Origin of the sequence: Pseudomonas sp. MWU16-30322 (assembly GCF_020515535.1) — a bacterium.
Classification (GTDB): Bacteria; Pseudomonadota; Gammaproteobacteria; order Pseudomonadales; family Pseudomonadaceae; genus Aquipseudomonas; species Aquipseudomonas fluorescens_H.
In genome coordinates, this window is record NZ_JAIWYL010000001.1 from 364382 (window position 1) to 377917 (window position 13536).

Sequence of the window (13536 nt, forward strand, 5' to 3'; positions counted from 1 at the left end):
GCATGGAACCAAACTCGAAGGCTGACCACTCAGTGGGCAGTTTTCGGACCTGGAGTCTCACCATGCTGTCTTCTGATGCACTGCGCCGCCGTCTCGACAACACCTTCGAACACACGCAAAAGGATCTGGATTCCGCGGCTTTGTCACTGGATGCGTTTTCCCCGGATGACTGGCACGCGTTCAACTCGGCGATCCGCCAGTCCTCCACCGCCAGTTGGGCGGCCAATCAGGAAATTGTCGTCAAGCACAACCTGGCCAAGGCAATCATCAATGAAATCCGCTGAGCTGAGCGTCACCGTGCAACGCTGGCTGGACAGTGGTGAGGGCGAGCTGACGCTGCTGATCGATCAGCAATCGGTGCGCCTGCAACGGCGACCCGCCGGAGTGCTGTGTTGTGCCGGATTGAGTGTCGCCTGGCGCGGTGGCGACGCCGACCTTGAAGCGGCTCTGCGTTTGTCCGGCCCCAGTCTCGGACGCTTCAGCGCCGCCCTGGCGCTGGACCCGCAGGAGCGGCGTCTGTGTCTGGTGCGCTATCTGCCATTCGACGGAGTCAGCCCGATCATCGCCGCGCTGGAAGCCTTGGCCAATCAGCGTGAAGTCTGGGAAGCGATGCTGGCCCATACCCCGGCACCGGTGCGCCCTCGGCATCACGCTCTACCTTTGGGGCACCGTTATGTTTAAGCATTTGTGCGGGATGTCCCTGCTGCTGGCACTGTCGTTGCCGACCCTGGCTGCGGTTCCCGCTGACTGGGGGCAATCGGCCTACGCCTACGAAGCCACACAAACTCCGCTGGACACCGTGCTCAGGGATTTCGCCAATGCCTTTGGGGTCGGCCTGAGTGTGACCGGTGTCAGCGGTATGCTCGACGTCAAATTGCGCGCGACCAATGCCGTGGAATTTCTCGATCGACTGGCGCTGGAACACCAGTTTCAGTGGTTCGTCTACAACGGCAAGTTGTACATCAGCCCCCAATCGGCCCAGGTTGCGCAGCGTCTCGAAGTGTCGGCCGATGCCGCGCCGGATCTGAAACAGGCGCTGACCGATATCGGCCTGCTGGACAAGCGTTTCGGCTGGGGCGAATTGCCCGATGAAGGTGTGGTGCTGGTCAGCGGGCCGGCGCGTTATGTCGAGCTGATCCGCAGCTTCAGCAAGGAGAAGATCAAGCCGGACGAGAAGCAGCAGGTGATGATGTTTCCTCTGCGTTTTGCGGCCGTCGCCGACCGGCAGATTCAGTACCGCGAGCAAACCGTGAGCATTCCCGGCGTGGCGGCGATTCTCGAAGGGCTGCTGGAAAACCAGCGCTCCACGACGCCTTCAGCGCTGGACCCCAAGGCCAATATCAATGCGCTGCAGAGCATGGCTGATACTGCCCGGGGCAAGATCGTGCGTTTGGCCACGGAGCGGGTCAGCGGCCGTGCCGAGGTCAAGTCCAACGCCAGTGGACAGCGGCGCGTTGCCGCTGATGTGCGCAACAACGCCGTGCTGATTTACGACAACCCGGACAAGCGCGGGCAATACCAGCAACTGATCGAGCAGCTGGATCTGCCGAGCAAACTGGTGGAGATCGACGCGATCATCCTTGATATCGACCGCAGTCAGTTGACCACCCTGGAGTCGCGCTGGTCGGCCCGTGCTGGCAGCGTCACGGCGGGTAGCTCGCTGCTCGGCAGTGGCTCGTCGACCTTGTTCATACGCGACTTCGACCGATTCTTCGCCGAGATTCAGGCACTGGAGGGGCAGGGCGTGGCCTCGGTGATTGCCCGTCCCTCGGTGCTGACCCTGGAAAATCAGCCGGCAGTGATCGACTTCAGCCGCACGCAGTACATCACCGCCACCGGCGAGCGCGTAGCGACGATTGAACCGGTTACGGCCGGCACCAGCCTGCAAGTGATTCCGCGCACCATTGCCGGCGGTGGCGACAATCGTTTTCAGTTGATCGTCGATATCGAAGATGGCCAGCTGGAGCAGGTTCGCGACCAACAGACGCCGACCGTCAAACGCGGCACGGTAAGCACTCAGGCGGTGATCGCCGAAAACCGTTCGCTGGTGATCGGTGGTTTCCACGTCGATGAGCGTGGCGACCAGCAGCAACAGGTTCCGGTGCTCGGACAGATTCCGTTCCTGGGGCCACTGTTTTCCTCCAACAAGCGCCAGACGTCGCGGCGCGAGCGCTTGTTCATCCTGACACCACGCCTGATTGGCGACCAGGTAGACCCGGCGCGCTATGTGGCCAGTGAAAACCGCGGGCAACTCGACCGGGCGCTGGCGTCCGGCCGTGAACCGGGAAAACCTGCGATTTTGCGTGCAGCGATAGCCGCGACTTTTGCCGGTCTGGTCAAGGGCGCTATCCCGGGTGATATCAAACAGTCATCATCTGGTGCGGCCTTGGGCGACCTGTGTAAAGTGCCAGCGACGCTCACGCTGGATCGGCAGCGGATGCAGTGGTTCAACGCAACGGATTATCGGGTGGCGGTCGGCGTGGTGAAAAACACCAGTGCCACACCGCAGCGCATTGACCCGGCAGCTTGTTCAGGATCACAGACATTGGCCGTAACAGTTGCGCCCAAGTTCCTGTTGCAACCTGGTGAATCAACTGAGATTTTCGTGGCTTTACGACCGACGGCGACTGCAACGCCTGCGGCAACACCGGCACGGATATCGATGTTGCCCCCACAGTGATGGGGGTTATAAAAAATAACGAGACCTGCATCGTTTTTTCGCCGTCCTGCCCAATGGGTGGCCGGGAACGGATGTAGCGTCCGACAAGGAAGGTGACGAGATGAAGTTGTACCAGGCCATTATTGTGGCAGCGAGTCTGCTTTTGTTGAGCGCTTGTACTTTAATTCCAGAAGCTTCATGTGGTTCAGGTGATTGTCAGCAACTTGGCGCCAATAATGCCGAGTTGAATGTCTGGTGGTCTCCCGCACTACGGGATGGCGGCGGCGAATACAGTACGGTGTCTCTGAATGACTGAAACGATTTTGCAAAGTACCGATCAACAGGATTTTCTTGCGCGCATCGGCGAGAAGCAGGCCAGTGCCTGGCAATGGGCTCCGGGCATTGAGTTCGTGTGTCGCAAGGAGAGCCTGGGCTGGGGCCTGGCGCTGAATATCCAGCGTCAGGCACAACGTCCCGATTTGTTTTCGGACGCGCTTAAACGGCGTTTCGAAAATGTTGAATCCTACGACGGTTACTACATTTGCCTGGATAGCCAGCACACTTTCGTGGTCTGGCATGAACTCAACAATGAATATCAAGGAGAACAACTACAGGCGTTACTTGCTCAACTCTTGTCGCTGGCCGGGTTGAAACACTGATTTCGCAATGTTTGTTCTGAACGGAACTCCTCGTCGTTGTTTTTCCACTCATGTTTCGTACCGGCAGCTGTCCGGCGAAATCAACTACAGGAAAAGCAATGGCGAACTCCGAGTCCATCATCCAGCGTTTAATTGCCCAGTTGGCCAGCCAATTGGGTACGCCACTTACCTTTCAGCGCGGCGTCTGTGCGTTATATGACCGCGACCATCTTCAAGCGGCTGTCATTGAGTTGCCGGAACACAGCGAAACCGTGGTTTTGCATTGTCGCCTGGGCACTGCGCAACCCGGGGCGGACAACCTGCAACGTCTGCTGAGCATGAACTTCGATGTCGCGACTTTGCGCGGCTGCTGGCTGGCCCTGGATCAGGGCGACGTGCGCCTGTGTACTTCCCGTGAACTGGCTCGACTCGATGAAGACACCTTCGGTGGGCTGGTGCAGGGCTTTATTGCCCAGGTACGGGAAACCCGTGTGAGTCTGGCCCGTCTGCTCAATTGATCGACGAAGGAACTGCCTGTCAGCGCCGGCCACACAGAGGGCGTGTCGCCGCACAGTGCTGCGGCGAGCACGGTGGATCGGAGGCCATCCCGGCCTCGATCCGGACTCTCTCAGCAACGGGGTACGATGCAGATGGCAGATTTCAGTGTTTTTTCAGGGCTTTCACAGAGTGGGTCGGTGGCCGGTTTGTCGCTGGATCAGAGCACGCTGCCAGGCCAGAACGCGCCGTCCGGTGCTTCCGGGTTGCATGATCTGGCCAGCATGCTGGCCGAGATGTTGTTGGGCTCATCGTCGGGCAAGGAAGCCGGCGCCTCCGACCAGAGCGCCGGCGATGATTTGCTGCAGAAGCTGCAAGGGTCGGGCAAGGACGGGCAAACCGCCACCGAGGGCAGTGGCGGCGAGTCGTCCAAAGAGTTGCTGACTCAGGTCTTGATGGCACTGTTCGAGAAGATCCTCGGCGGCGACGGTGCTCAGGGCGGTGACGGCGCACAGGCCAAGGGTGTGGGGGGCACGCAAGGGGCTGGCGCTGGTTCGAGCCCCGAGGATCTGGTCAATACGCTGATGAAGAGCCTTGGCGAAGGCTCCCTGAACAGCGCAATCAGTCCGACTGCAGAGGGCGGCGGACAAGTGTCCGGCGACGATCGACTCAAGGAACTGCTGGAGATGATCGCCCAGTTCATGGACAGCCACCCCGATACCTTTGGCACGCCGGTAACCGGCAACACTGTGCCGGTGCCGGACGCTGGTGTCAGTCCGAACCCGGAAGCTGGGGCACCGGTTCTGGACAACAGCGGTGCAGCGCCGGTGACGTTCCCGACCGCTTCGAGCAACCCGACCGTGGTCAACAGCACCATCAAGGTCGGACCGGGCGAAGTGTTCGACGGCGGCGGCAAGACCTTCACTGCCGGTGCCGCACTGGGCGACGGTGGTCAGGGCGAGTCGCAGAAACCGCTGTTCGAACTGGCTGAAGGCGCCACTTTGAAAAACGTGATCATCGGCGAAAACGGCGCTGATGGCGTGCACGTCAAGGCAAACGGCGAGGAGCCAGTCAACGTGGATAACGTGCACTGGACCAATGTCGGCGAAGATGCCCTGACGGTGAAGGACGGCGGCGCCAAGACCACCCACCTGAACATCACCAACAGCAGTGCCCAGGGCGCGGCGGACAAGATCTTCCAGCTCAATGCCGATGCCAACGTCAATGTCGACAACTTCAAGGCCAAGGACTTTGGCACCTTCATGCGCACCAACGGTGGTCAGCAGGGCAACTGGAACCTCAATCTGAGCAACATCAGCGCCGAAAACGGCAAGTTCTCCTTCGTCAAAAGCGACAGCGAGGGTTTGAACATCAGCACTCACAACATCGACCTGAAAAACGTGCAGAACGCTTACAGCAAGCTGCCCGAGTCGACCCGGTTCCAGGAGGTCTGACATGAGCGCCCAGCCTTCAATCCCGAGCAGTTGGAAGGCGCTGGTTCATGGCAATGGCGAGCTGGATGCCCGTCAGCGTCAGGCGTTCGAACAGGCCATCGCTCTGGTCAGTCAGAGCTTGCGGGCGAGCCTCGAAAAACCGGCGATTCGCCGCAGCGAGCGCTTCAGCCTGCCGCGTTACATCGACAGCCTGGAACAGGATTTCCAGCCGCATGGCGCAACGGATCAATTACAGCAGGCAGCCGCGTTGACGGCCTACTGGATTGTCCGTTTGCTGGCTGAGCGTTTGCAGGAAGCGAACGCTCAGCCGCGCCGCTAACGGCCACCATAAACAACGGGCACCTGGTGACAGGCGCCCGTTGTTTATTGCGCTTCAGTGCCGACCCTGCAGGCGTGCCTGCTCGAATTCCAGATAAAGGATCGTGCGCGGTGCATCGCTGGCATTGACCACAAAATGATCCTGCGAGCCGTCGAAGATCACCGCCGTGCCGCAGCGATGCTGATAAAACTCGCCGGCAACGTTCAGGTAGGCGTAGTTGCGTTCGGCGGCCGCGCCCAGGGTCAGGTGCATTTGCAGCAGGCCTTCCTCGCAGACCTCGGGATGACGGTGAGTGCTGAGCCAGGCGTGAGGCTCCAGTCGAGCGAGGGCGGCGACCTTGAGCCCGGCCAGGGTTTCGAGCAGCGCCACCGTGCGCGGCAGTGCCGCCCGGGCGGGAGGCAGTACCTGATCGCGGAACAGCAGCGGGTATTGCACCCAGTCGCGGTTACCGCCGGCCTCGCCCCAGCCTTTGAGCCAGCCATAGTCGCCGCCCTGTTGCAGGTGCGTGGTGACTTCGTGGTGAATCTGTTCATGAGCCTTGTCAGTACGGTCGATGTCGAGCACCGGCGCTTGCAACGTCAGCACCTCGTGCTGCATCAACGGCCATTGCGCGGCCAGTTCGGCCAGTGGCGGAAAATCGTCGAGGGGATAAAACGCAGGACGCATGTGGCCTCCTTGGAGAGTCTGGATAACCGCTTGGGGAAAAAGCCGTGGCCACGCGGGCCACGGCGAAGGCAGGCAGGTTCAGCTCTTTAGTTGCAGGCCGTCTTTCTTCAAGGCGTCCACCGTGGCCTTGAGCGAAGCCCCAGGCCTCGAGAGTTCGCCGTCGAGGAAGTAACTCTTGGGGGTGTCCTGATCCTGGCCATAGCTGAAGTTGATCTTGCCCAGCGTCTTGTTGACGTTGAGCGAAGCACTGCTGCTGTAGCTGACCAAGGGCAGCGGCGAGGTGAAGCTCTCGGGCTGGTTGACGCTCTGGAACACGGTGATGGCCTTGATCCGCATGTTGTCGCGGTCGCTGAGCAGCGCCGCCAGTTCCTTCTGCGACAGATCGCCTCGGCGGCTGCCTTCATCGATGCGGTCCTGCACCGAGTCCTTGAGTTCAAGGCGCACTCGCGCCAGGGTGCCCGGCGTGCCTTGCAGATCCTTGACCAGGGCCTTGAGCGTCGGGTCCTGGCCGAGCAACGCGGAGACGCGCTCAGCGTTGCTCGGCGAGTGCATCGGGCTGACCAGACTCATGACCTTGGACACCACGCCTTGCTCGTCCAGACGCGAGAGGTTGGTGTAGGAGCTTTCAAAGCGTCCGCCGTCGAGCAGGCTGTGTCTGGCCTCCGCCGCCTGTTGCTGCACGCCGGCCCGCTTGAGCGCGCGCAGGGCTGCGTATTGCTCGTCGTTTTCCGCCGGTTTGTCGGAGAAGTGTCGCTGCAGACCGTCCAGTTGCTTTTGCAGTTTTTCCTTGGGGCCGAGGCCTGCGTAGTCGGCATGTGCGGTATCGGCCAGTCGCGTCAGTATCTGTTGTGACGCCGGATCCTTGAACGCGGCGCCGAGGCTGCCACCGAGTTTGCTCAGGTTGGCACTGGTCAGCGGTTCGGCTTCCTTGAAGGTGAATTTGACGCGTTTGCTGGTCTTGTTGTCGACGTTGACGGTCGCACTGCCACCCAGTGGCGCGACCACGCCCTGCGAGGCGCCGGACGGCTGGGCATTGCTGCCGGCGAGCTGGGCGCGGGCGAACAGTGAACCGCCGAAGCTGTTGAGCGCGCGCGGACGGTTGCGGCTGCTTTCCTGCAACTCGCCCTTGTTGCTGTGCTGGTCGAGGGAGTAGTTGGTGTAGTTGAGCAGGTTGACGTTGACCGTGCCGCCGACACCGACCCGTGCGGCGGCGGATAACGGCGAGCTGTCCTTGTCGCTGATGCCAAGGGCGACGCGCATCTCGGCGCTGGCGCTGGCATTGACGTCGACGTTGAAACGCAGGCCTTTCTGGGTTTCGTGATCGACGCCTTTTTTCATCACTTCAAGCGGACTCATCTTGCCGCTGAACAGGTTGTCGACGAACTGATCGATGCCTTCGTCAGGCACGGTGAACACCACGCCGTCACGCTGAGTGCGGGTGGCGGTGCCGGTGACGTCCACGCCCAGGCGAAACGCCGGGGTCAGTTGTCGATCATTGCCGATATCAACCTTGGTGAACTTGTCCACTTCGCCGGCCTTGAAGAACCCCGGCCAGTAGTCCTTGCCGCCACCCACGCCACCGCTGGCCATCCCCGAGCCTTCACGTTGCAGGTACACGGTCACGCCTTTGTCGCCACGCTCGGCGTTGAGGTTGTAATTGCGCCCGCCACCCACCGCACCGCTGGGCCACGGGCCCATGCCCTTGTTGGCCAGCGACACGAACGGCGTGCTGAGGTTGAGTCCGTAGCTGCGTTGCAGGGCAATTTCGTCGTCGGGGTGTTCGAGTTGCTTGAGCGCCGACTTGAGCTGGTCCGCCAGTTCCGCCTGGGTCTTGCTGCCGGTTGCGGCCCGCAGGTTGACGCTGGTGGCGTGGTCTTCCTTCTTGAACCCGTTGAGGAAGGCCTTGATGCCGTCGTAGGACGCTTCGAGGTTGGCGTGATCGGTGAAACCCATGTCGGTGATCTGCTTCACCGGATGTTCACCGTAGGTCTTGTCCCGCAAATCGCTGAATTGCTTTTTCAACTGCGCCAGCTGCTGGCTGTTGTCGGCGTCGGGGCGGAGCATTTCCACCCTGCCCAGCAGGTCGCCGAGGTCCTTCAGCGTCACCACGTCCAGCGCCAGCCGGGCTTTGGTCAGTCCTTGGCTGTCACTGGCGTCACGGCGTTGCCCGAGGGGAATATCGGCCTTTTGATGAGAGAGCTTCATGCCGTTGTCCTGCAGGGTCTTGAGCAGGGTGCCGGTGGGATTGTCCGCTGACGGTGCAACCTGCTTGAGTGCGCCTTGCACCTCCTTGAGCAGGTCATGACCTGAGCTGGCGATATTGAGTTTTTGCCCGAGGTTTTCCAGTTTCATGCTCAGTTGCGTGCGTCGTGATGCCGGCGCCAGTTCGCCGTGGATGTTCAGCAAACCCTCCTTTTGCTGCAGCAGTTTCGACTTGCCGTGCTGCTGGCCCAGATGCCGGGTGGCCCGCAGGCTGTTGTCCTCCAGCTCGCCGCGCAGGGATTCGAGATCCTGCAGCAGGTCGGCGCCTTGCGGGCCAAGATCGAGCTGACTGATCCGCGACTTCAGATCGCGCCCCGGCGGCGCGGCGGGCTGATCGTGATTGAGTATTTCCAGACGCTTGAACAGCTCGCCTTCGGACTTGTACAGCGGACGCAAACCTTCGCGGCCGTGGTGGTGGTGCTGGATGTGGTTGCCGATATTTTTCAGTACCCGCGGGGTTTCCAGCGTCGGTTTGAAAATGTTGGCGCGGATGAATTCACGGGTGGGTGCACGGTTGGAATTTTCCACGTTGCCACGGCCCATGAAGTTGGCATTCAGGCGGGCGGTGAGGCCGGTACCGGGAATTCTTGCGGTTTTCTCGCCGCCGCGCACTCGCGTGAACAAGTCGCTGAGGGCGTTATGGTCGGCCGGGCGCGGTGTCACGGGCTGCCAGGTCTGGCCCTTGAGCTGCAAGGGTGGTTGCTCGGGGTTGTCCCTGACGGTTACGTTCAAGCGATTGTCATCGCCGGTGCGGATACTTTGCAGCCGTTGCCCGGCCGGCAGCGGCACGGGTTTCCAGCTGGCCTCAGGGCGCGGCTGGTCGGGCTTGGCCTGCCAGTCATCCTTGGCCAGAGTGAACAGTTTGCCTTCGGTGGTCAGCGCATGCAGGTTGTGATTTTCGTCCAGTGCCAGCGAGGCCACGGTGCCTTCCAGATCGAGGCGGCTGAGGTCGCTGCTGGTGCCGTCGGGATGATGCGCGGTCAGGCGCTGGTTGCTGTCCTGGGCGACAAACTGCTTGTCGTTGAGCATCGCGAATGCAGTGATATGGCGTTCTTCAAGGCCGGCCAGCGGCTCGCCCAGTGCAACCTTGGTTGAGCGCGGCGGCTGGTTCAGGGTGTGGCTGCCGCCGACGTTGACGGTGTTGTAATGGGGGCTGACATCGAGCTTTTTCAGCTGCCCGTCCTGCAGCAAATAAGCTTTGCTGTCGATACCGCGCTGCAACTGCTCGACGTCCTTGATGCCGGTGTCCTTCCAGTCCTGACTGGTGGAGTCCCAGCGCTGCACACGCTGATCGCTCAGGCCCACCCGGCCCAGCCGATCAAGGTCGAAGGTCTGCGCCGGCGTTGGCGCGGCACTGCCGGGCAGGCCGCGCTTGTTGTCCAGCACCAGCGCGTCACTGAGATTCCAGCCATCCTTGAGGCGCAGATTGGGCTCGTCCAGCGCATGGGTGTGGGTCTGCCCGGCGCGATCGCTGAGCAACACCTGCAAACCGCCCTGATTGTCATGGAGCAAACCGCTGACCTGATGTTTGCCGCCCAGGCGTTCACCTTCGGGGTGGAAGTGCTCCTCGGGCATCAGTTGCAGGGTCGACGATTCGGCATCGATTTCTGCACGCTTGACGCTGTACAGACGACCTTCAGTGTCGCTGACGAACAAGCGCTCAGGGCTCAGGCCGATGTGCCTGGCTTCGGCCAGGCCACCATTGAGGATCAGCGTCTTGCCGGCGCCGGTGGCCGGGGTTTCCTGTGCCAGATCGAACAGGTGCAGGGTGCGGTTCTGCTCGCCACTCAGGGTCGCGACATGCTGATCGACGCCGACTGAAAAGGCCTTGAGTTGCGGAATTTCAACGTGCGGTACATCGCGGCTGGTGAGGTCCACCAGATGATCGCCGATCTGTCCATACAACTTGCCGTTGCCCTGACTCGACAGATGGCTGAACTGCATGTCTTCGCTGCCCGGCGGCGTGCTCCAGGTGCGGCTGGCGTGATCGAATTCGTAAAGCTTTTCTTCGTGCAGACGCAGGGGCTGACCGTCGCGATCCTGATGGATTCCGGTCAGATGGCCGAGATGCGCGCGGCCAATCGTGTCCAGTGCGTTGCCGGTGTTGACGCGTGCTTGCTGGTCTTGCAGGACCAGTGTCGGTGACTGACCTTTGCCGGTTTCCTGCGGGCCGGCCGGCTGGCTGCTGCGCAGCATTGTCACGGCGGTCGGCGTCTGTTTGATGTGCAGCAAATGGCCTTGGGGCTCCAGCAGCAGATGGTCCTCGCCATTGCGGTCACTGGCGCTGGCCTGATAGTGCTGCCCGGATCGGGTCAAGGTGCTGTGCAGCAGATCGGCCACCGCAGCGGGTTTGAAATCACTGAATTGCGGCTGGCCCTTGGCATCCAGATGTATCTCCGGCGACTTTTCGTCGCTCGGCGTGCGGCGCTGAATGCGCTCTTCCTGACCATTGAAGTGCGCGGCGTTGTTGCGGCTCAGTCGCGGCGTTTGCCCGGTGTTGCCGGCGCTCGAAGACGAGGCCTGCGGTTCGCTTTCCAGTGCCGCCGACGGATTGGCGTTGCTGGCCGAGGAGGAGGGGGCCGACAGGCGAGGCGTCGCCTGGGTGTCCTGTTTGACATGGCCGACCAGGTTCAGCAGGCGTCGACCCAGATCTCTCAAGGTGTGACTGCTGCGCTGGGTCGGTGCCTGCGGCTGTTGTTCCAGGCCCAGCGGGTTGTGGGTGGTCTGCGGGAGGGGCGCCAGCGTCGGCGACGCCGTCCGTTGAATCGATGACTCCATGGGAGAGCTCCAGGTCATGGACTGACACGGCGGGGTCGTTACGTCCGCCTTGGGCGTTCAGGAAAAATTCCTTTGCCCTGAGTGGCCGGCGCCGAGAGCTGGTTCCTTGGTGGTTCAGTAGGGTGTGCCGGGCATTTCAATGGTCTGCTCCTGCAGCTGATCGTCGAGTTCACGCAGCAGGCGATAGACCTGAGCCACCGCTTGCAGGGTTTCACGCGGGATGAACTGGCCGACTTCGCTGCGATACAGCGTGCGCGCCAGCCACACGTAACGAATCACCGGCACACCGGCCGCCCGGGCGCGCTCGATCAGCTCCCGCGCCTCGGCATCGTGGCCCTTGCCGATGATGCGTGGCAGCGGGGTTTGCTGCGGGCGATAGAACAACGCCACGGCATAGTGGGTCGGGTTGACCAGCAGCAAATCGGCTTCTTCCAACGGCGCCTTGGCCGCAGCCGCGCCGGCCGGCTGCTGGAGCATTTCCCGGGCCAGTGACTTGCGGTGCGACTTCATGTGCGGGTCGCCTTCCATTTGCTTGAATTCCTTGCGCAGGTCTTCGTGGCTCATGCGCTGACCCTTGATGAAAAAGTACTTCTGCAGGGCGAAGTCCACCACCGCCAGCACCAGCAGCAAACCCAGGCAGATACGCGAGAGGCGGCGAAACAGGGCGATCATGGCTTGCCAGTAAGTGTCCAGGTCAGCACTGGCCAGACCGATCAGATCGCCCAGCGCCGGCGGCAACACCAGGTACAGGACCACACCGATCAGCAACGCCTTGCACAGGCTGTTGAGCAGGTTGAACAACTGGCGCGAAGAGAACATCTGCTTGAACTGATTCAGTGGATTGAGCCGCTCGAAATCCAGCTTGAGCGCTTCGGGCGCGAACAGCGGCCCGAACTGCACCCAGCCACCGATCAGGCGCATGGCCACGGCAATCCCCAGCACTGGCAGCATGAACAGCAGCAAGTCCCAGCCGGCCTTGGTCAACACCTCGCCGACGCCGGCGCCGAACGGCCGGCCGATCTGCTGCAGGGGCAGGTTCATCAGCGCCTTGAGCCTGGCGATGCCGCCGTCGGCCAGCCCCAGGATCAGCTCGAGCAGTGCGCCGAAGATCAGCAGTTTGGGCACGTCCTGGCTTTGGCCTACCTGACCTTTCTTGCGGGCATCGGCGAGTTTTTTCTGCGTCGGCTGCTCGGTTTTTTCGCTCATGGCGTGACCTTGAGCAGCAAGGGCAGCAGGTGTTTGAAGTCGCCGAACTGCGCCAACTGGCCCTGGCCGAGCCAGCACAGCATCGGCAGATAGAGCACCAGAAAGCCCAGACCGACCAGGCTTTTTGCCGGCATCGCCAGCGTCGACACCTGCAACTGGGGGCTGTACAGGCTGAGAATCGCCATGCCGAACTCGATCAGCAACAACAAGCCCACCAGCGGCGCGGCGTACAGCACCATGCAGCGAAAGGTGCTGGCGAGCAGTTTCAGGTAAAGATCCCAGCCATCCGTAGCGGGCATTGGCAGCCAGTGATTGGCCGGCCACACCGCGTAGCTGTCCCAGATCACCTGCGTCAGCGCGGCATAACCGCCGCCGAGGATCAGCAACAGAATCAACAGTTGCTTGAACATGTGCCCCAGTTCCGAGGTGTTGTCGCCCAATGCCGGGTTGATCTGGCCGCCGATCAGCGCACCGCGCTGGTTGTCGAACAGGCAGCCGATGGACTCAAACATCCAGAACGGCATCGCCAGCAGCAGGCCCAGCAGCAGGCCGATCAGGCTCTCTTTCAAGACCAGCCCACCAAGGTCGATCCAACCCAGGTCGTGACCGGCCAGACTGGCGCGGATGCCTGGCATCGGCACCAGCGCCAACGCCAGGACGATGGCGTGGCGCAGCATGCCCTTGATCTCGCGAAAGGCGAACGCCGGCACCAGAAACAGGCAGGGATAGAGGCGCGCCATGCCTAACGTCAGAGCGAGGATGGATTCGGAGACTTCAGTGAAGGCCGGCTGGAACATTTCAGGCCCTCGTCTGCGCGATCATGCTGAATGCCAGGTTGGCCAATTGCATCAACTCGACGCCAATCCAGCGCCCGGTCAACGCCAGAGCGATGCCCACGGCGACCAGTTTGATCGCGAACGGCAGGGTCTGGTCCTGCAACTGCATGACCGCTTGCAGCAACGAGGTCAGCACGCCGACGATCACCGCCACGATCAACGGCGGCGCCGACAGCACCACCACCAGCAACATTGCCTGCTTGAACAGCGTCAATGTATCCAT

13 protein-coding genes are annotated in these 13536 nt (G+C 61.6%); 8 read left to right on the plus strand and 5 right to left on the minus strand.

Annotated features, from left to right (window positions below):
• Positions 1-62 precede the first annotated feature (62 nt).
• From LCH64_RS01600 to LCH64_RS01635, 8 genes are all read left to right on the plus strand, one after another.
• Positions 63-284, plus strand: coding sequence for an HPr kinase (locus tag LCH64_RS01600; RefSeq protein WP_003225084.1), 222 nt, complete (start codon positions 63-65; stop codon positions 282-284).
• Entirely contained in the window at positions 271-681 is a 411-nt protein-coding gene (locus LCH64_RS01605; protein WP_003225083.1) for a type III secretion system chaperone, read from the plus strand. Before LCH64_RS01600 ends, LCH64_RS01605 begins: the two co-directional genes overlap by 14 nt.
• Positions 674-2680, plus strand: coding sequence for a type III secretion system outer membrane ring subunit SctC (sctC, locus tag LCH64_RS01610; protein ID WP_226499276.1), 2007 nt, complete (start codon positions 674-676; stop codon positions 2678-2680). Before LCH64_RS01605 ends, sctC begins: the two co-directional genes overlap by 8 nt.
• 100 nt (positions 2681-2780) lie before the next feature.
• Positions 2781-2975, plus strand: a complete 195-nt coding sequence (locus LCH64_RS01615; RefSeq protein ID WP_146774697.1) for a hypothetical protein — start codon at positions 2781-2783, stop codon at positions 2973-2975.
• Positions 2968-3318, plus strand: a complete 351-nt coding sequence (locus LCH64_RS01620) for a hypothetical protein (RefSeq protein ID WP_003225079.1) — start codon at positions 2968-2970, stop codon at positions 3316-3318. Before LCH64_RS01615 ends, LCH64_RS01620 begins: the two co-directional genes overlap by 8 nt.
• Positions 3319-3416: 98 nt before the next feature.
• Positions 3417-3815 (plus strand): type III secretion system chaperone, encoded by a 399-nt coding sequence (locus tag LCH64_RS01625; RefSeq protein WP_003225077.1) that lies wholly within the window; start codon positions 3417-3419, stop codon positions 3813-3815.
• A 132-nt stretch (positions 3816-3947) separates the two neighbouring features.
• The gene (locus LCH64_RS01630) at positions 3948-5246 is read left to right on the plus strand and encodes a pectate lyase (RefSeq protein WP_226499277.1); all 1299 of its coding nucleotides are present in this window, start codon (positions 3948-3950) and stop codon (positions 5244-5246) included.
• A 1-nt stretch (position 5247) separates the two neighbouring features.
• Complete coding sequence (locus LCH64_RS01635; protein ID WP_103520945.1) at positions 5248-5565, plus strand: HrpW-specific chaperone; 318 nt, start codon at positions 5248-5250, stop codon at positions 5563-5565.
• 54 nt (positions 5566-5619) lie between these two features.
• On the opposite strand, the gene LCH64_RS01640 is transcribed toward LCH64_RS01635, so the two are convergent.
• From LCH64_RS01640 to sctS, 5 genes are all read right to left on the minus strand, one after another.
• Positions 5620-6231 carry an aspartyl/asparaginyl beta-hydroxylase domain-containing protein gene (locus LCH64_RS01640; RefSeq protein WP_226499278.1) on the minus strand — a complete coding sequence of 204 codons (612 nt, stop codon included), beginning with the start codon at positions 6229-6231 and terminating at the stop codon, positions 5620-5622.
• Between the two features lie 78 nt (positions 6232-6309).
• Complete coding sequence (locus LCH64_RS01645) at positions 6310-11271, minus strand: AvrE-family type 3 secretion system effector (RefSeq protein WP_226499279.1); 4962 nt, start codon at positions 11269-11271, stop codon at positions 6310-6312.
• Between the two features lie 114 nt (positions 11272-11385).
• Positions 11386-12477, minus strand: a complete 1092-nt coding sequence (gene sctU / locus LCH64_RS01650) for a type III secretion system export apparatus subunit SctU (protein WP_201137610.1) — start codon at positions 12475-12477, stop codon at positions 11386-11388.
• Positions 12474-13274 (minus strand): type III secretion system export apparatus subunit SctT, encoded by an 801-nt coding sequence (sctT, locus tag LCH64_RS01655; protein WP_201137611.1) that lies wholly within the window; start codon positions 13272-13274, stop codon positions 12474-12476. The genes sctU and sctT overlap by 4 nt, the downstream gene beginning before the upstream one ends.
• Position 13275: 1 nt before the next feature.
• Positions 13276-13536 (minus strand): type III secretion system export apparatus subunit SctS, encoded by a 261-nt coding sequence (sctS, locus tag LCH64_RS01660; protein ID WP_003225065.1) that lies wholly within the window; start codon positions 13534-13536, stop codon positions 13276-13278.